This window comes from Gemella sp. GH3, assembly GCF_013415425.1.
Classification (GTDB): domain Bacteria; phylum Bacillota; class Bacilli; order Staphylococcales; family Gemellaceae; genus Gemelliphila.
Genome location: NZ_JACBYC010000120.1, coordinates 1 through 20,204 on the forward strand (window position 1 = coordinate 1; position 20,204 = coordinate 20,204).

Sequence of the window (20,204 nt, forward strand, 5' to 3'; positions counted from 1 at the left end):
CCCGCTGTATTTGTATCTACTGGAGTTTTGTATTCATACGTTGCGTTCTCTGGTAAGTCCGAAACATTTCCTATGCTGTCTTTTGCGTTCGGTGTTTCTCCTTTGTTTACCTCTTGTGTTTTCTCTGTTGGTGTATATTTATCCGCATCTTTTTCTTTAACAGTTACTTTGACTGGTACTTCATCTTTTGTTCCGTCTGGATATGTTACAACTACTATTGCATCTTTTTCTCCCGCTGTATTTGTATCTACTGGAGTTTTGTATTCATACGTTGCGTTCTCTGGTAACTCTGAAACATTTCCTATGCTATCTTTCGCATTTGGTGTTTCTCCTTTGTTTACCTCTTGTGTTTTCGCTGTTGGTTCATATTTATCTTTATCTTTAGTTGTAGATTTTACTATTATTTTTGCATTTGTAGTAGATACAGTACCATCTGGATATGTTAAACTTACTGGCACTACAATTTCTGTACCATCTGGTGTACTGCTATCAACTGTCGCAGTTATTACACCTGTGCTTTGATCAATTTTCACATCACTTAAATTAGCTGGCTTAGCTCCTAATCTAAATACAGATCCTGCTGGAACTTCTACTTGTCTAGTTGAAATATCTGTTATTTTAGGAATTATAGCTTGTGTTGTTTCTCCTGCCTCAACAGTAGAATCTTAGTACGAAACATCATACGTTTGCTTATCAGGAGCATTTAAAGTTAACAAGTTAGTATCTAAAAATGCATTAGCATAAGATCCTCTTAATACACCTGGTTCATTTGCTCCAGTTTCGGCTGTTCCACTTTTAGTTTCACGTCCCATCCAACCTTCAAAATTTAAAGTTCCATTTTGTTCTTGGATAATTTTATTTAACTCTTTTGCTAATTCCACAGAATCTTTTGATTTTTTAAGCCCATATTCTACTGTAACATATAATGGTTGCCCCAAAGTATAGTTAAACAAATTATCTCTAAAGAAATTACGTACTCTGTTTACATCTGCTTGAGAACTTTTTCCTGCAATAGTTAACTGATTATTAGTTCTAGTATCAACAACTCCCTCATTATCTGAATTTATGTAAAGACGTTGTTTGTTTTCTAATATCTTTCCATTTGAATTAGATTGGTAAATACTAATATTTTTAGTATTTATAAATGGTAATAACTCCTTAGGAATTTTTTGAATAAAATAAGGTAAAGTTTGATAAGTATTAGCTGGCCCTAGTAATCCATATGCTCCTGATGGAGTAATCATATATAAAGCTTTAATACTTGATGTTACACCTAAACTTCCACCATGTAAATCAGGTAATACTTTTAAAATAGGTGGCACATTAGATGCTGCATCTTTCTTAGTTCCTGTGAAATTATTACGAACTCCTCTATCTGAATCATTTAATCCTTTATTGTTTGTACTAAACCAACTATTATCTATTGATTCAGCCACAAGTTTATTAGGCCCCTCTTTTTTACTGTAATCTTTTCCTGTTACCCAACCAGATGTAAATGAAATAGGCGTATTCGCTAATCCTAAACTTTGCAAAGTTTTTCCTGATTTTAATTTAACAATAACCTTATTCTCATACTTAGTTCCAATTAACCCTGTGCTAAAAGTTTTTGTTAATAACTCTACTGCCCACGTAGATGGATCCCCATTGTATTTCTTAAATTGAACATTATTTACAGAAATACTGTCGATATTTTCATAAAATTGTGGATTTTGAAACGCTAATACATAATGACCTGCCAATGGATATGTTCCATCTTTTTGCCATCCACTAGCAAGTTGCGTCCAAGATGTAGAGTTTAAGGTGATAGTGCTACCTGATATACTTTCTAATTCAGTACCTGCATATAATACATTAGTTTCACTAGGCAATCCTTTTTGAGAAGGTTTTGTTATACCATTTAAATCAAAGTGATTTGTTACATCTATACCTGGCCTATTAGCATTAATATTACCATTTACAGTTGTAGGCTCTATTTGAGTAGTTTGAGTTTTTTCCAAACCATTTTTATCAGTAACTTTTACAGAAAGAGCCCCTCCCTTTAAAGGACGTTCAAAACTATAACTACCATCTGCTCCAGACAAAGCTATTTTTTGTCCATCTAGAGTAGCTTCCACTTTTACAGCATTTTTAGTTAAGATAGTAACAGTAGATTCAGCAACATCTATATTTAAAATAGTTAACTCGTTTTCTTGTGGAGCATTACGGAATGCTGTATTACTTGCTGGTGATACCGTTCTTTCAGAGGTAGGTTTCTCAGAATTAACATCCGATGATGAAACCGGCTCTGAATTAGTATTATTGGCAGAAGCATCTGATGACAACACCCCTAGCGATAACAACGTTCCTAAAATTACACTAGCAGCTCCAAAATGATACTTTCTTATAGAAAAACGTTGCCTCACTTTGTACCAATCAAACTTTTTCTTGTTCATAAAGTTTTCTCCTTATAAATTAAATTTTTTTAAAATATGAATAATAGATTACAAACAACTACACAATCTATTACGTTAATTATAAGTACTTTTTTATATTTTGTCAACCACCTCAGCAAATCCGCAACACAAACGCTATAAACAGACGCTATATATATATATATATATATATATATATATATATAGCGTCTTCATAATTATTTATTTTTCTCGTTCCCTAACTCATATAATTCCTTTTTTTGTAGTATATTTTTATATATAGGGTCGTAAGTTAAACAATTATATTCCAAAAGATTTTTATAGTCGTCTAATAGCTTGTACGCCCTATTTCTTGCATCATGTAAATCTCCACCATACAGAACAATATCTGCAAGTTTTTCATTAATCATATCAACTAAATCATAACATCTTTTCAAAGTAAAACCGGAAGTCATAACACTATTTTCTCTTGTTCTATAAAAATAATAATTACCATTTACTAAAACTGTCTTTTTACTTTTAAATAATAATTTGTGCGTGGTAAAATCATCTTCAAATATTTTACCGACAGGATAATGAATATTATTAAATATCTCTTTTTTGAATAACTTCCCTACAAGAATTATAAAAGCCGAAGTGTTATGCTTCCAAGCACTTTGCCTAACAACAGCTTCTATAGAATCAACCTCCTCTACTACAAAATCTTCATCTAAAACATAGTAATAAAATTTTCCGTCTGATTCATCATACTTTAAATAATTTCCTATTACTATATCAGCGTCAGTTTTTACTTGTTCATTATATAGTATCTCTATATAGTCATTTACTACCCAGTCATCTGAATCGATAAAAGTAACTAAATCTCCAGTAACTTTTTCTAAACCAAAATTTCTAGAATCAGATGCTCCACCATTCTTTTTATGATAAACTTTTATTCTATCGTCTTTTCTTGCATACTCATTACATATTCTTCCTGAACTATCTGTAGAACCATCATTTACCAAAATTATTTCTAAATTTTTGTAAGTTTGAGTAATAACACTATCCAAGCATTCTCTCAAATACTGTTCAACATTATAAACTGGAATTACTACACTTATCTTTGTCATTAAATAACCTCCATATCACAATTATATAAATACGGGTAAATGGTAATTACACCATCACCCGTATTTCACTATTAACTGATTATTAATTACTAAAAATTAATATCACATATCATTATTAAAATTTTTAAGTTTATAAAAATTAAAATAATCTTTATCATTAAATATTTTTCATTAATGTACTCTTTATATAGTTAACCATATCTTCTGGTGTATTATCTTCAAAAACTACTTGTCCTTGTTCGCCATGTTTCATAGATTTAAAAGCTAATACAGGTTTGTTTTGTTCAGCAAAAAGACTAACTACGTTATCTACTTCTCCTCCATAATTAATATCTAACAATATATCACTAATAGATATTAAGTAACTACCAAAACCTCTTATAACTGCAATATCAGAAGCTATTTCTACATTACTATATTTCAAAAGCCTTGATATATTATGAGATACAACTACGGGAGCAGCAACTACAAATTTTACTTTAGGTAAATTTCTTATCAAATAATCTATATTAAGCAAACTATCTGTGTATGTATATACCAATACAGTCTTCTCAAAATTAGAAACAATCATATTTTTGTATAATTCTGGAACATCACCATCTATATTGATAAAATCTAAATTATTATAAAACCACCATACTTCTCTAAAGACACATTGAGAATATATTTTCCAAGGTTTTCTTTCTGTTAAATAATGAATAATAGTAGGATAATCATCGGCAAGTATATCATATTTCGCAAAATTTGTATGCAGAGTTATTGCATTATAAGAAAAATCTAACTCAAGCCAATTATCTTTAAATAACATATTTAAAATACTTTGGTCCGCTTGTGACACCTTATTATGAAATTCATTAGTCAAATCTATTAATTTCTGTAAAGTATTGTCTTCTTTCCATTTTTTATTATTAACTAGCATGACTCCTGCATTAAATATTACTTCATTGTAGTAATTTAATCCACCCAAATCTTTTACTGCTGCTAAAGAATAATTTTCTAGTTCAACAGAAAACAATTCATCTAATCCCTTAGTTACAACCAAGTCACAATCTAAATATAAAGCAACATCTTCTTCTACAAAGTCTGGGATAAAATAACGTAAAAATACTGTATAACTTATATCTGTCTTATACCTGTTTACTTGGTTGATATCTACTCTAGCATTAACAATTTCACTATTTAATTTCTCTAATTTCTTATTAAGGTTTATAAACCACTCGTTAGGAAAATCACTATTTATTAAATAAAATTTTATATCTCTATTATGATAGCAAACAGATTTAATAGTAGTCCTTACTTGATCTGCATAACTATAGTTAGCTGCTAGTACTATCGCTTTTTTCATACTTCATCTCCTAAAATTATTTAATTAATATTAACTAAAATTTGAGAATTATAATTCTCATCATATTCAAAAGTTATATCATTATCATAGTTAAATTCTGCTGTATGCTTTGTAGATAGCTTAACTTTATGTGTAGCTTGCATTTTATACCACTCATACTCTGAGTCGATATGACCAATATCAATTATATTAATTCCTTTTTTACATAGATTGTATGCCAAAACTTTTGCTGTAGGACCTAACATAACTAACACCAATCTATTATCAGCATAATTTATTATTTCCTCTTCTATTTTCGACAATTTTCTGTAAGCATTTTTGGAAGGACAAATAATTCTCTTGATAGATTTTGCGTTAGCAAATAAATCATTTCCTACACCTGAGCGGGATGTTTCACCCTCTACTATTAAAAGATCCTTATCTTTCCATAAATTTTTTATCTTATTGAAGTAGTTATGAGATTTTGTTTTATCTAGTAAATCAATATACGGTCTAGAAATAAATGTACTTCCGTACCAGTTAGACGTACAAACTTCTTTGTATAGCTGCTCATAATGAGCTAAATGCCCTCTCCAAAAATTAACAGCAAAATCATTATACCTTTCCATATTCTCAAAAACATCTGGCAAACAAACTAAAAAATCAGCAGTACTCTCTGTTTGCAATATTTTTCTTAGATTATCTGCTAAATCCTTATCATATTCTTGATATGGAATAGAATTTCCCGAAATAATATCTATTTCCCCATCGCCAAATCTAGCGACCGAACTATTATTTTCTAATATGTAATCTAAACTATCATCAATATTTTTTACATTTATATAAATCATAAAAACACGTCCTATTTTTTCATAAGAAGATTTATCATATCAATAAAAAGTTTTTTCGTAATGTACCCTCCATTTAATAAGGTAGAAAATTTCTTAACATTACTTGTCAATTTATAATATTCATCTTCTTTTATATTTTGAATTATATTATCCGCTTCTTCTAATGTATCACAGATAATTCCTAATTCGTTCTCTTCTATTATACTTTGATTAGAAATACCTCTTTTTACAATTACAGGTATACCAGCTGCAAGATATGTACTTAACTTGTACGTTACATTCATAGTCATATACTCACTCCAGTAATCATCTTCCGACCAAACTAGTCCAAAGCCACCTTTTGATAATTCTAACATAAGACTATCTTGATTATGCCACCCAGCAGCAATAACATTCTCCTTAGTATCAATGTTTTCACTATCTCCAAATATCTTAAGAGTTGTCTGATAATTCCATTCATTACAAAATTTAAACTTACTTGGTTGCCCAGAAAAATTTAGAGTTTTGCTAAAAATAGGATTATTCAACCATAAATTATTTGGAATATCCCATATATGCTGAATTAAGTATTTATCAACAGTTAGCCCCTCTCCTCTTAGAATATCATACATCTTTTGCGAAGGGATTATAAGAGCATCTGCTTTGTTAAAAATCTCAATATAATCTTGTAATAAATATCTATTAGGCTCAAACATAAACGGTATAAAATCATGTATGAAAATAACTATTTTTAGATCAGCGTAACCTCTTAACGCATTAATGAATGTTTCTTCGTATCTATGTGTATTCCACATAGGTAATTGTAGAATTACTACATCCCCTTGACTAATAGATGCAATAATACCATCAATTCTTTTACGCATTTCTATATCATTATCTGCATTTATATCATAAGCATAAACACCCAATTCGCTAAAACCTAAAGATTTAGCTATACTTGTAGTAAGATTTTGAGCTAGCTGTGCTGTACTTTTAGGTGAATGACCATATAAATTTGTAATATGAATTCTCATATATTTCTCCTTATCCTATTTTATAAAAAGCTAATTAATAAACTAAATAATATAGATATAAATAACAGTACTATAGCTATGTTAGCTATATTTATTTTCTCTTTTTTTTCTTCTTTGTCTACAACTTCATATCTTTCTTCTTTAATTCTACGCTCTATATCTTTTTCTAGTATATTCGTTTTTTTATCTTCCATATATACCTCTATTTCAACACTTTTTTATAATGTTCTGGGTTTACTGAACTAGCTTGTAATCTTTGACTCTCTAATAATTGCATTCTATAACTATCATATACTTTAGCTTTTTTGATAGACTCCACCATATTAATAAAATTATCTGGAGAATAAATATTATTTTCTGCAATATACTTATTATTATGGATAGTATTATTAAAACCATAAATAATCATATTATTTTCAAATGCTGTCCTTATGGCATTAAGTATCTCATTGCTGTAATTTATATCCAAATAATAATCACAATTAGCAAATAGTTTTTTTACTATAGGTTGTTCTACATTTTGGAATAATGTAATATTAGGATATTTTACTAAAGATAACAACTTAGGCGACATCTCTGTAATAGCTGCCACATAGAAATGAAAATCTGGCAATTCTGATAGCAAATCTTCTATTTTTTCTATTTGATCAGAATTAGTTAAAATTAAAATTTTGGGGTTATTATTATTTTCTCTTACAAAATTATATACATACCCTAGATATTGTATCTTTTCTTTAGCATCTTCATTAGCAAGTTGCATAATTTTTTCATAGACTTGTTTATCAGATATTAATATATTTTTTGTCCTTGTTTCCGTACTATTTAATATCAGTTGCATATTACCTGGCAATTCACCGTGTATAGGTTCTTGCCAAACTAACGTATCATTACCACTCTTATCTGCATTGTTAAAAGAATATAAGAAAGGAAGAGATAAGTTATTATAAATAATTTTATCTGTAGTTAATTTTTCCATATAGATATAGTAATCTAATAATTCAAGTTTAGATTTAAATATCTTTATCTTTCCTTGATCTTCATTTAATATTATGTCATTAGTAATATGATTTTCTACAATAACCTCTTTTCCATCTTCTTTATAATAGCTAGTTGTAATCAACTCGCCATCTTTACTGTATATAGAATTTGCATATCTATAACCATATTTATTATAATAATCTTTACTTCTAACAATATTATTGTTATCTAACCACTCAACTTCACTTACTATTCTTTTGTGTGTTGGCGTTGTATAATAAATATTCGCTTTTTTATTATCAAAATTATAAATTTCTCCATAAGAGTTATTTCCCCTTATTTCCCAGAAAAGTGGCACTTCTATTTGATTGAAGTATCTAGGATTTTCTGGTATTTCTTTATTCCCATACATAAAATACTCATAAGGAGAGGATACATTTTCTGGAGCAAATCCATCATAATTAATTACTACTGTCTTATTATCATAACCTGATCTTTGCAAAGAATCATGCAAATCTTTTGTTTCTTGACTGTAATATTCAAATAAATTTATCATTAATATCTCCTTCTTTTAAATTCCTACTACTTCATTCAATAGTTTTAACCATTGTTTCTCTACTTCTTTAGTCAAAAACTTCTTAGCATTTTTATATGAATTTTCTCTAAACTCATCTAAAGAATTATTTTCATATATACTAATTATTTTATTCGTAATAGCTTCTATTCCACTTCTAATATTTTCTTGATCATATTCTATTAAATAACCATTTTCATCTGGTGTTATGAACGTCTGATTTCCATATCTAACATCAAATCCTATTATTGGAAGTCCTGAACCTATAGCTTCTAACAGTGTCAATCCAAACCCTTCACTAGTAGAGGCTGTTATATACATTTCATAATTTTTATAAATATCTGTTAAATCTTTATGCCCTCTTAACTTTATATAATCTTCCGCATTATTTTCAGATATTTTGTCTACTAATTTTCCTTGTTCTCCGCCACTACCATAAATATCAAAAGTTAGGTTAGGTAATTTTTGTTTAGCATCTACCACTGCTTGTATAAGCCAATCAATATGTTTTTCACTAGCCAATCTAGAAGCCGTAATCAAAGAATAAGGTTTTCTTTTTTCTTCTGTATATTGTAGATTTTCTATACTTCCCACAGGAACAGTATAAACTACAATATTTTTATTATAATATTTCCTAAACTGCTCTTCCAAAAGATTTTTTTGAGCATCAGTTGCGGTAATAAAGAAATCAATATAATCAGAATAATTAAATTGATATTCGTAATAGTTATTCCATAATATATTATTATCATCTGTAGAATTTTCACTAAAATGTTCTGCATGGATAACGACACCAACTTTAGCATCTTTTTTATTTTCTAATATTGCCTGCGCTTGACCTGTACTTCTATCTATAATTACTACATCATTTTTTGTAAAATTTAACTTTTCTACAAAATACTTTATAAATTCGTATTTACTATACATTATCTTATCTGGAAATTTATAAACTATATTATCTCCATCTATAATTTCCTCGTAAGCTACACTACCATCTTCATTAAAAAACTTTCTTTGATATAAATGCGCTGCATTGTTTTTTGGAGTATAATATTCCGAACACATTCTTGTATAAGTAAAATAATCTTTACGAATCAGCATACCTCTAGATACGTATTCTACTCTATTAACAATATTAGAATTTTCATCTTTTAAATACGCTGTAAGAAACATATCATTTTCTTTATAATAGAGTCTTATTATACTACCATTTTTTTCTACATTACTAGGTTTAATACCTATACTATTTTCTACATCATCTATTGTATAAGTAGTTTCACTTATCTTTAAATCAGTGAAATAAGTATATAGCCAAATAACTTCACTATTTTTAAATCCAATTTTCTGAGTAAAATGTGCTATATTTTCTCCTAAAATCAAATCTGTAAAAATAAATTTAGCATCTTGATTTATAGCTCGAAAATTTTTTGCACGATAAACTTGAGCGTACTCAACCCCACTACTTGCCCATCCTATACCTAAATTAAAATTGTAAATTGTCATCTTTATCATCTCCAATTAATTTTATGGGAAATAAACCATAAGTTCTTGTTTATTGTTAACTTCTATATTACTCAACGAAATATTTCTAATTATTTCTTTTTCGATATCAAGTTTCATTTTATCAAAAGACTTTTTAGACTCAATATAATACTCAAACATTACTTGCTTTTGAGCCGTTTCTCTTCCCATAACTATACTTTTTAATTGTTGTAAGTTATCAACTTGCTCAATCCAACACTCATCTATAGCTTTTAGTAATGCCAATCTGTAAAATTCGTTTATCTTACTTCCTAAAAGATTTTTCTTTTTAGTAACTTCAAAATTTATTATATTGAAAAGTATCTCCATTTTTACTTTTTCATCAGAGAAGTCAAAATCACCATCAAATCCTTTAAAATCATAACTTAAATTTTCTAATATATAAAATGTTAAATCATCTTCTGTATTTATATTCTTAATAAACTTAACAATACTTTTTTCTATCATACTGTACACGTATTTATCATCTATATTTTCACTTATTATTTTATTTCTATATTTATAAACTAAATCTCTTTGAACTCTAATACTTTCATCAAATTCTAAAGTTGTCTTTCTTGATGATTCCCCGTAGTTACTACTAGCTTGTTGCGCTTTATTTATTAGTTTTCTTATTTTTTTATTTTTTATTTCCACAGGATTTCTAAAATCAAAATTATCTTTATTTTTTTTATAATATTCTTTTAATTTATCTGCTCCATATTTGGTAACAACTTTATCTTCTAATGATACAAAAAATTTACTAAATCCTGGGTCTCCTTGTCTACCAGATCTTCCGATAAGTTGCAAGTCAAACCTTTTACTCATCATTTTTTCTGTTCCTATAACAGCTAGTCCCCCTAACTCAGCAACACCTTCTCCTAGTTTTATATCTGTACCTCTCCCTGCTAATATAGTTGCTACTGTTACAGCACCTTTTTGACCCGCTTCTTTTATTATATCAGCTTCTTTTGCAATATTATAAGCATTCAATACATTATGCGCAATTCCCTCTTGTAATAACATCTTAGAATATATCTCTGACATATCAACAGATCCTGTAACTAATAATACAGGTTGTCCTGTTTTATGAATATCTAATAACATATTAAGAGAAGCATATAATTTTTCTGGTAACGTACAGTAAATTGCATCTTCTAAATCACGTCTAACCATAGGTTTATTTGTTGGTATTTGAATAACAGCCATATTATATGTATCTATAAATTCATTTTCAGACGTTTTCCCTGTTCCTGTCATACCACTTATTTTCTTGAACATTTTAAACAAATTTTGATAAGTAATAGACGCTATAGCTCTTGTATCATCAGATAATTTAACATATTCTTTTGTTTCTAATGCTTGGTGTTGACCTGACTGAATTTTTGTATTTTCTAAAATTCTTCCGTTAACATTATCTAGTAAATGAAGCTCATCACCTTGTACGACGTATTCTTTATCTTTTTCGAATAGTTTATGAGCACGCAAAGCTAAAACTATATGCCTTGCTAACTCTGTATATTCTGGACTATATAAATTATCAATGGCAAAAAATTGTTCTGCTCTATCTACACCTTTATAAGTAAGCCATACTTCATTTTTTTCTTTATCATACTTATAATCTTCTTTTTCTTTTAGAGTTAGTACAAATGTATTTGATAATTTATATAAGTTGGATTGTGCCCTAGGTGATCCTGATATTATAAGCGGAGTTTGAGTATTATCTAATAAGACCTCATCTACCTCATCTATTATAACATAATTAAAATTCCATAAAAATTTATTTTCTGTAGAGTCAGCTAAGTTTTCTTGTAAATAATCAAATCCTAGTGTACTGTTTGTTGTATATACTATGTCAGCAGAATATATTTTCCTTTTTTCTTTGGGTTTTATTTTCCTATCTTCTCCTATTGCTGTAGTGCTAACTGTTAGCCCCAAAAATCTATACAAATCAGCTAATTCGTCATAATCACGCTTAGCTAAATAATCATTAGTCGTAACTATAATTGCTCCTTTTCCAGTAAGTGCATTCAAATAAAGTGGCATTGTTGCTGTAAGAGTTTTTCCCTCTCCCGTCTTCATCTCTGCTACATTTCCCTGATGAAGAACTATTGCACCTAACACTTGAACATCATAAGGATACATACCTAATACTCTTTTGGCAGCTTCTCTAACTACTGCATACGCCTCAGGCAATATGTCATCTAATGAATAACCTTTTTGTAACATATCTTTAAAAATATTTGTTTTATTTTTCAAATCACTATCTGTTAATTTCGATATTTCAGAAGCAAATTTATTTACTTTTTTTAATATTTTATTTAACTTTTTTCTTCTAAAATAATCTAGAAAAAAATAATCGACATTTCCCAATACATTACCTCTCTTTTCCGATATCCAGTAATTCTAATATTCTATAATTATTATCATAAAATTTATCAAAGATAAAATTTTCATCTTCTAACTCATAATTATACACATATATAGACCTATCTTCTGATATTTGACTATTACTATAATCTTTATAATATAGCTTTCCAGCAATATAACTATTGTCTAATATTTTTTTATATTTTTCATAATCTTGACAATAATTCATTATGTACGCTTTAGAATTTTCTGTTAAAAGTTTATATTGAACAGCCGCTATATCAGAAAACGTACCATTCCCATAGAAATTTATATTTTTAAAATTATTATTTTCAAAAATACTAGCTATCTCATCAAATAAAAATTTATAACAATATATATGGGCATTATATATCTTACTAGTTACCATTACTATATTAGAATAATTCTTAAACAATTCTTTATTAACTTCTACAAATTTATTTTGATTTGGTTCCATAAAGATTACATTCAAATCTGCTGAATTTATATCTTTATTTAATATATCACTTACAATAAAACTGTTTTTATCAAAACTTTCTATCTGCTCAGTAAGCTCTATGTAGTGAAATTTCAATTCTGAACACCCTGCATTCATAACCTGTATTTTATAACTATAAGCATCATTAGGATAGACAAAAATATCCTCGTTAGATCTTATAACTGTTTCCGAAATAATTTTCTCATAACGATCATAAAATATAATTCTTAAATATATAGAATTCTCTGGAACAGTTTCTGCATTTACATAAATTTTATACAAATGACCTTTTTTTAACATAGGTAATTGTGGTGGATATCTATGACTTTGATGATTAGTTTTTGATAGCCATTCATTCATATCTTTTCCAGATGGCATTCTTAAATTTTTGAAATGAACAAAATCCTTACTTTTAAATTTTATTATTGATCCGAATAAATAACTATTAATACTAAAGTTATCCCAATATATTATATTTGAAAAATACTCCTTATTTATCATAAATCTATCCTTCCAAAATCACGTCTTAAAATATTTTTGTAGAAGTTCATAAATGCAACTATATTACCACCAAAATTGTCATTGTGTCTTCCTGATAATCCTTTTGCGTTTAGGTGAGTTTTTTTATTTTTTAAACTTTTTAACAAATTAGAGTAAGATTTATCATCATAATCTTCTTGTTTCATATAAACTACTGCAAAATGAGTATTATCAAAATTACCACTATTAAATCTATCCCAAAATATATTATCAAGAATTTTAGTATGATTTTCTGTTTGTCCGCCTGTAATAGTCATTAATATATCCAAAGATGTTGGAAATACATCTGGTCTTCTAAGTTTCTCTCTTAGTGCTACTGTCCCAACCCCTAAAACTGGTTTACTTATAATTACTGCATGAGGAAGAAGTTTTGGAGCATAATACGAAGCTCCAAATGTTCCCATAGATATTCCCGACAATATTAAATCTTTGTTTGTAAATCCTAAATAATCTAAACAACTATTAACTACTTCTGGGACTTTACTCTCTAATTCTTCGCTTCCTAAATAGAATGATCCTCCTGATAGTCTAGGATCTGAGATTAATAAAAACGGTGCATTCAATCCATTCATAATGTTAAACCCTTCAAATCCTTCAGCAGCTCTCCATCCAGAAAAATATACATTTAAAGGCGGCTTCAAATCTCCCGGATTAAAGTAAAATAATAATTCTTGACGATTACTATCTCTTTTTATAGTTCCTCCTAAACTAAAGTTTCCAAAACCTAAGCGTGAGAATCTATAGTGAATAGGACCTAATTCCAAAACACCGTCTCCTTTTACAAATATTGAGACGCTTATATATCCCTTAATATCTGTATCTAATATAACTGCATCTTTCAAATCTTCCTCTGAAAAAATCCATTCTTTATCAATAGTTGACAATGAGCCATCAACTATTGTTTTTACTACCATTTGAATTTCAACATTACCTTGCTTTTTATATTCTGGCCATAACTCTATAGGGGAATTTTTGTAAATAGGTTTATTATGCGAGCATATTACTACTTGTTTGTAACTATCTCCAAAATTCCCTGTTAATTTAATATAAGCATGACCATTATATTCGATATCTCCATCAAAATTACGATTTATAGAGAGTTCTTCTAAGGAATACTTTTCCCCGTAACCTCCTCCCTTAAAAAAAGATTTAGGAGCCATATCAATAATATTTTGAGGATTTGAAAAATCTATATCTCTAGGCTGTTTTAATCTGCAAAATTCTGAAAATTTCTCTGGAAATAATTCTCTATTATTATACAATATTGTATAAACTGGACAGAATTTTTTTAATAAATTAATATCATCAATGCTATCTATACTATCAAGTAAAGTTAAATTAAATGTTTTTATTCTTACTTTTTTTCTAATAGCATCCTCATCTATTACACTTAATTCAGATTTCTGTTTTAATTTTTGTATTCTTTCTATTTCTTTTTCTAATGCTTTTTCTACTCTAGCTTCGTGCTGTTGTTGTAGGTCTTCAACAAAATTTTCTAGATTTCCTGGAGCTATATAATTCCAAGCAATATTTTCTGGAATATTATATTTCTTACTCCAATCTGTACTACCTATTTGTAAAACACTTATTTTATTACTCATTATTACTCATCCTAATATAATTCTTTATATTTCTAATAATATTATCACTAGTATATTCTATTAACTTATCAACAGAGTAAACTAAAGATTTATTCCAGTTAGATAGACCTTCAAAATAATAGTTTATAGCTGATACCAATTGTTCTTTCCTAGATAATACATATCCATTTTTTTTATGATCAACATAAGAAGTAACAACTTTATTAACTTGTGGTATTCCTGCACTTATTCCTGCTATTTGTGTAAATAAATCTGGCTTATCTCCTAAGTCTACTATAAGTCTTACATATTCTAGTTCTTTTATTAAATCTATTTCTGTATTTATTACTGCTAGCTTAACATTGTCTTTTATTTTTTCTTCTAGTTGATTTTCTGCTACTTTATCATCTTCTTGCTGAAAAATAATATGCTCTTGAAAATATTCATTAATTGATATTATTTCATTTACAAGTTCAACAATACTATTTTCTGTATAGCCATTTTTTTCGTATGTTCCTAACGCTAAATTTATATTTTTGTTATCTAACATTTCTTTAAAAATTATATTTATTATATCTTTTAACTCTTGTTGCGAAATAGTATCCACTAATAAATATATAATCAATTCTTTTTTTCTTTGACTAGTACCGAGTCTCAAACGTGTATCATAAGGTGTAACATGATATACGTCTTTATAAACATTATACTTTGATAAATTGTTAATTAAATTTTTTTGTGTAAATTCGTTATCAGCTATAAATAAATTAGCTGTTTTAAAATAATCTGGAAAGTAATTTGCAAATGTAAATCTATCTTCAAAAAATGAAAAAACTAAATTAGCATTGTTATTTGCTCTACATACAAGGTCATTATGTCGCTCATCTGCTGCAATTAAGATTGTATCTTCACTAGAAGACTTAGCCAAATAATGCTCTAGTTTTTCGAAAATCAATTCTTCTATGTTATTATATTCTTTTTTATTAAAATTATCTTTAAATAGTGGATTTATTAATACCTTTCCATTATCAATTATATTTTCTCTTATCTGCCAAATACCTTCTTCATTAAGGTAATCTTTATATTTTTCTACTTCATTTTCAAAATAAAGTATACTTGATATAAATCCTCTATCATCAAAGACATATTTTTTAGTAATTTTATCATTATCAAAAAAAGTAATATATATTATATTACCTTCATTAGATAAGTCTATATTTGCATACAACTTATTATTTTTATTAACAACAACTAAAAAAGGCGTATAAATATATTCTACATTATCTCCCCAATTAAAATCTTTATAATTAATATTTGATATACTATTAGTTTTTATTTGCTGTATGTCATCAAATATAGAATAATAAGCAATTTCTAATAAATCCTGTCTGTGTAAAAAAGATCTTAAATTTGGAGAATAATTTAATACTATTAATTCTGTATTTTCTTGCTCCTTATTAAACATTCTTAATTGGTTTACAATGTCGTCAAACTCCATATTTTCATTATTTCTGTACCACACATTGACATTATCTTCCCATTTCTTATCATTACTATACCAAGATGCAATAAAATAAAACATCAATTATCCTCCTAATTTTATCTAAAACAGTGTTTTATATTTATTTCTTATTAAAATTATCTTAACTTGTTCTAATATATTATAAACTAAGCTAGATAATATCAAAACTGTTCCTGAAATCATCATATATTTAAAACCTTGTTTACTACTTATAGAATATATTACAGGTAATCCTGCTAATATCACTATATATATTGATCCTATAATTGAAAATTTAAATACTATTCTACTCAAATATTTCTCTGTATTTTTTCCAGGTCTTATGTTGTCTATATAATCTCCATTTTTTCTAAGATTTTCTGATATTTCTTCGGGATTAACATTTAAAAATGCAAAACCTATAGTTAAAGTAATAAGACATAAAATATAAATTAATACTCCATAAACTTCTGTAATATCTATATTTTTTAAAATTACTTTTAATGCTTCATTATCAGGATAAAATCTAAGAAGAAACCTAATTATATATGAAGGTAGTACTGTTATGGACAAAGCATACATAACAGGAAGACCTCCTGCCGGATTTAATTTTATCGCTAAATAAGATTTTTCAAAATATTCATTATTTATAAGTACTCTATTTACAGGGACTCTATATTCTGCCATTTCAAATAGAATCATTACGAGTACCATTATAAAGACGCCTAATAAAACAATTAAAATAAAAAATATCTTGTATTGGTTATAGTAGCTATATTTTTCTAAAAATAGATTAAATATTTGCCCCGCCCATTGCTTTACAATACCTACAACAACGATAACTATGGGCCCCCCTAATCCTTTTAAATTATTCATATTACCTAACCAAACTAAAAAGAAAGTTCCTGCGATTAGTATTGCTAATGTACTAAATATATTAAACTTTACATTTTCATTATTAACATATTCGAAATTACCTGCTAATACATATCCTTGCAATAATGCAATAACTAACATTAAGATCATTTGAATTCTTTGCGATTTTTTTGGTGCTAAAGATTTTATTTTTAATTTTTTAGATAAAGATAAAACTCTCCATATTATTAAAGAACTCATCCAAGGTCCTAATCCTAATGCAAATAATGATGTTCCTAACAAGTTACCACCTGTGGTACTACTTGCAATTTCTAAAAATTGATTATCTTCACTAAGATTACCTAAATTTACAGCTACATTAGGTATAGGAATATTACTACCTAATATGTATATCATAATTATTAATGTTAACCAAAGAAGTTTATTCCTTAATATATTATTACTGCTATTCAAAGTTTATTCTCCTTATTTATAAGCAAATAACTAACAAATTGCTATTTATAAGCAATCTGTTAGTTTTTGCATAATATATACTACATACTATTCTTCATTATTTTTCTTTTTTCTTCTTGATGCGAATAGCGTTGCTGCTAAAGCAATCATTCCTAAAGCAGTAGTCGCTGAACTGTCTGCTAATCCTGTAGATGAAAGTTTTTTATTAGATTGACTTTCTCTTGGAGCTACTGATTCGCTTCCTTGTTCTGACGTACTCATTGAATCAGACATTGACGCACTTGTTGATGCTGATTCACTTGCTGATGTACTTGCACTTACTGAGGCACTTGTCGATGCTGACTCGCTCGCTGATGTGCTTGCACTTACAGACGCACTTGTCGATGCTGATTCGCTTGCTGATGTGCTGGCACTCACTGACGCACTTGTTGATGCTGATTCACTTGCCGATGTACTTGCATTTACTGATGCACTTGTTGATGCTGATTCACTTGCTGATGTGCTGGCACTTACTGATGCACTCATTGATGCTGACTCACTTGCCGACGTACTTGCACTTTCTGATGCACTCGTTGATGCTGATTCGCTTGCTGATGTGCTGGCACTCACTGACGCACTTGTCGATGCTGACTCGCTCGCTGATGTGCTGGCACTTACAGACGCACTCATTGATGCTGACTCACTTGCCGACGTACTTGCACTTACTGATGCACTCGTTGATGCTGATTCACTTGCCGACGTACTTGCAGATTCTGACGCACTTGTCGATGCTGACTCGCTTGCTGATGTGCTTGCACTTACTGATGCACTCGTTGATGCTGATTCGCTCGCCGATGTACTTGCACTTTCTGATGCACTCGTTGATGCTGATTCACTTGCCGATATACTTGCAGATTCTGACGCACTTGTCGATGCTGACTCACTTGCCGACGTACTTGCAGATTCTGACGCACTCATTGATGCTGATTCACTTGCCGACGTACTTGCACTTTCTGATGCACTCGTTGATGCTGATTCGCTTGCTGATGTGCTGGCACTTACAGACTCACTCATTGATGCTGACTCACTTGCTGATGTACTTGCAGATTCTGACGCACTCGTTGATGCTGATTCACTTGCTGATGTACTTGCAGATTCTGACACACTCATTGATGCTGACTCGCTTGCTGATGTGCTGGCACTAATCGATGTACTCGTTGATGCTGATTCACTTGCCGACGTACTTGCACTTACTGATGCACTCGTTGATGCTGATTCACTTGCCGACGTACTTGCACTTACTGATGCACTCGTTGATGCTGATTCACTTGCTGATGTGCTGGCACTTACAGATGCACTCGTTGATGCTGATTCACTTGCTGATGTACTTGCAGATTCTGACGCACTTGTCGATGCTGATTCGCTTGCTGATGTGCTGGCACTCACTGACGCACTTGTCGATGGTGACTCGCTCGCTGATGTGCTGGCACTTACAGACGCACTCATTGATGCTGACTCACTTGCCGACGTACTTGCAGATTCTGATGCACTCGTTGATGCTGACTCACTTGCCGACGTACTTGCAGATTCTGATGCACTCGTTGATGCTGATTCGCTTGCTGATGTACTTGCAGATTCTGACGCACTTGTTGATGCTGATTCGCTTGCCGACGTACTTGCAGATTCTGATGCACTCGTTGATGCTGACTCACTTGCCGACGTACTTGCAGATTCTGACGCACTTGTCGATGCTGACTCGCTTGCTGATGTGCTGGCACTTACTGATGCACTCGTTGATGCTGATTCGCTCGCCGATGTACTTGCACTTACAGACGCACTTGTTGATGCTGATTCACTCGCTGATGTGCTTGCACTTACTGATGTACTCGTTGATGCTGATTCACTTGCTGATGTGCTTGCACTTACTGATGCACTTGTTGATGCTGATTCACTCGCTGATGTACTTGCACTTACTGATGCACTCATTGATGCTGATTCGCTTGCCGATGTGCTTGCAGATTCTGACGCACTCATTGATGCCGACTCACTTGCTGATGTGCTTGCACTTACTGATGCACTTGTTGATGCTGATTCACTCGCTGATGTACTTGCACTTACTGATGCACTCATTGATGCTGATTCGCTTGCCGATGTGCTTGCAGATTCTGACGCACTCATTGATGCCGACTCACTTGCTGATGTACTTGCAGATTCTGACGCACTCGTTGATGCTGACTCGCTTGCTGATGTGCTTGCACTAATCGATGTACTCGTTGATGCTGATTCGCTTGCCGATGTGCTTGCAGATTCTGACGCACTCATTGATGCCGACTCACTTGCTGATGTACTTGCAGATTCTGACGCACTCGTTGATGCTGACTCGCTTGCTGATGTGCTGGCACTAATCGATGTACTCGTTGATGCTGATTCACTTGCCGACGTACTTGCACTTACTGATGCACTCATTGATGCTGATTCACTTGCTGATGTACTTGCAGATTCTGACACACTCATTGATGCTGACTCGCTTGCTGATGTGCTTGCACTAATCGATGTACTCGTTGATGCTGATTCACTTGCCGACGTACTTGCACTTACTGATGCACTCGTTGATGCTGATTCACTTGC

16 protein-coding genes are annotated in these 20,204 nt (G+C 30.1%); 1 reads left to right on the forward strand and 15 read right to left on the reverse strand.

Features of this window, described 5'->3' with window-relative positions; genetic code table 11:
* The 15 genes from HZY83_RS05015 to HZY83_RS08265 all read right to left on the reverse strand — a co-directional run.
* Window positions 1–629 (reverse strand): Rib/alpha-like domain-containing protein (locus tag HZY83_RS05015; protein ID WP_370520048.1); only part of this gene is annotated, 629 nt, incomplete at its 3' end.
* 36 nt (window positions 630–665) lie between these two features.
* Entirely contained in the window at window positions 666–2,432 is a 1,767-nt protein-coding gene (locus tag HZY83_RS05020; RefSeq protein ID WP_179942979.1) for a YSIRK-type signal peptide-containing protein, read from the reverse strand.
* Window positions 2,433–2,629: 197 nt separating this feature from the next.
* Window positions 2,630–3,520 (reverse strand): glycosyltransferase family 2 protein, encoded by an 891-nt coding sequence (locus HZY83_RS05025; RefSeq protein WP_179942980.1) that lies wholly within the window; start codon window positions 3,518–3,520, stop codon window positions 2,630–2,632.
* A 157-nt stretch (window positions 3,521–3,677) separates the two neighbouring features.
* Window positions 3,678–4,865: a glycosyltransferase family 8 protein gene (locus HZY83_RS05030; RefSeq protein ID WP_179942981.1), complete on the reverse strand. Its 1,188-nt coding sequence runs from the start codon at window positions 4,863–4,865 to the stop codon at window positions 3,678–3,680.
* Window positions 4,866–4,885: 20 nt separating this feature from the next.
* Window positions 4,886–5,695, reverse strand: coding sequence for an SP_1767 family glycosyltransferase (locus tag HZY83_RS05035; RefSeq protein WP_179942982.1), 810 nt, complete (start codon window positions 5,693–5,695; stop codon window positions 4,886–4,888).
* Between the two features lie 11 nt (window positions 5,696–5,706).
* Window positions 5,707–6,708, reverse strand: a complete 1,002-nt coding sequence (locus HZY83_RS05040) for a sugar transferase (protein WP_179942983.1) — start codon at window positions 6,706–6,708, stop codon at window positions 5,707–5,709.
* Between the two features lie 20 nt (window positions 6,709–6,728).
* Window positions 6,729–6,902, reverse strand: coding sequence for a hypothetical protein (locus HZY83_RS05045; RefSeq protein ID WP_179942984.1), 174 nt, complete (start codon window positions 6,900–6,902; stop codon window positions 6,729–6,731).
* Window positions 6,903–6,910: 8 nt separating this feature from the next.
* Window positions 6,911–8,242 carry an accessory Sec system glycosylation chaperone GtfB gene (gene gtfB / locus HZY83_RS05050; protein WP_179942985.1) on the reverse strand — a complete coding sequence of 444 codons (1,332 nt, stop codon included), beginning with the start codon at window positions 8,240–8,242 and terminating at the stop codon, window positions 6,911–6,913.
* Window positions 8,243–8,257: 15 nt separating this feature from the next.
* The gene (gene gtfA / locus HZY83_RS05055) at window positions 8,258–9,763 is read right to left on the reverse strand and encodes an accessory Sec system glycosyltransferase GtfA (protein ID WP_179942986.1); all 1,506 of its coding nucleotides are present in this window, start codon (window positions 9,761–9,763) and stop codon (window positions 8,258–8,260) included.
* Window positions 9,764–9,784: 21 nt separating this feature from the next.
* Window positions 9,785–12,154, reverse strand: coding sequence for an accessory Sec system translocase SecA2 (gene secA2, locus HZY83_RS05060; RefSeq protein ID WP_179942987.1), 2,370 nt, complete (start codon window positions 12,152–12,154; stop codon window positions 9,785–9,787).
* A 4-nt stretch (window positions 12,155–12,158) separates the two neighbouring features.
* On the reverse strand, window positions 12,159–13,151 hold the full coding sequence (gene asp3 / locus HZY83_RS05065) for an accessory Sec system protein Asp3 (RefSeq protein WP_179942988.1): 993 nt from the start codon (window positions 13,149–13,151) through the stop codon (window positions 12,159–12,161).
* Complete coding sequence (gene asp2, locus HZY83_RS05070) at window positions 13,148–14,791, reverse strand: accessory Sec system protein Asp2 (RefSeq protein ID WP_179942989.1); 1,644 nt, start codon at window positions 14,789–14,791, stop codon at window positions 13,148–13,150. Before asp2 ends, asp3 begins: the two co-directional genes overlap by 4 nt.
* On the reverse strand, window positions 14,784–16,349 hold the full coding sequence (asp1, locus tag HZY83_RS05075; protein WP_179942990.1) for an accessory Sec system protein Asp1: 1,566 nt from the start codon (window positions 16,347–16,349) through the stop codon (window positions 14,784–14,786). The genes asp2 and asp1 overlap by 8 nt, the downstream gene beginning before the upstream one ends.
* Before the next feature lie 21 nt (window positions 16,350–16,370).
* The gene (gene secY2, locus HZY83_RS05080) at window positions 16,371–17,597 is read right to left on the reverse strand and encodes an accessory Sec system protein translocase subunit SecY2 (protein WP_179942991.1); all 1,227 of its coding nucleotides are present in this window, start codon (window positions 17,595–17,597) and stop codon (window positions 16,371–16,373) included.
* A gap of 87 nt (window positions 17,598–17,684) precedes the next feature.
* Window positions 17,685–18,014: an LPXTG cell wall anchor domain-containing protein gene (locus HZY83_RS08265; RefSeq protein ID WP_218925345.1), complete on the reverse strand. Its 330-nt coding sequence runs from the start codon at window positions 18,012–18,014 to the stop codon at window positions 17,685–17,687.
* On the opposite strand from HZY83_RS08265, the gene HZY83_RS05085 reads away from it, so the two are divergent.
* Window positions 17,953–20,204: hypothetical protein (locus tag HZY83_RS05085; protein ID WP_228098462.1), on the forward strand; the 2,252-nt coding region annotated here is incomplete at its 3' end. The two genes, HZY83_RS08265 and HZY83_RS05085, sit on opposite strands and share 62 nt — an antisense overlap.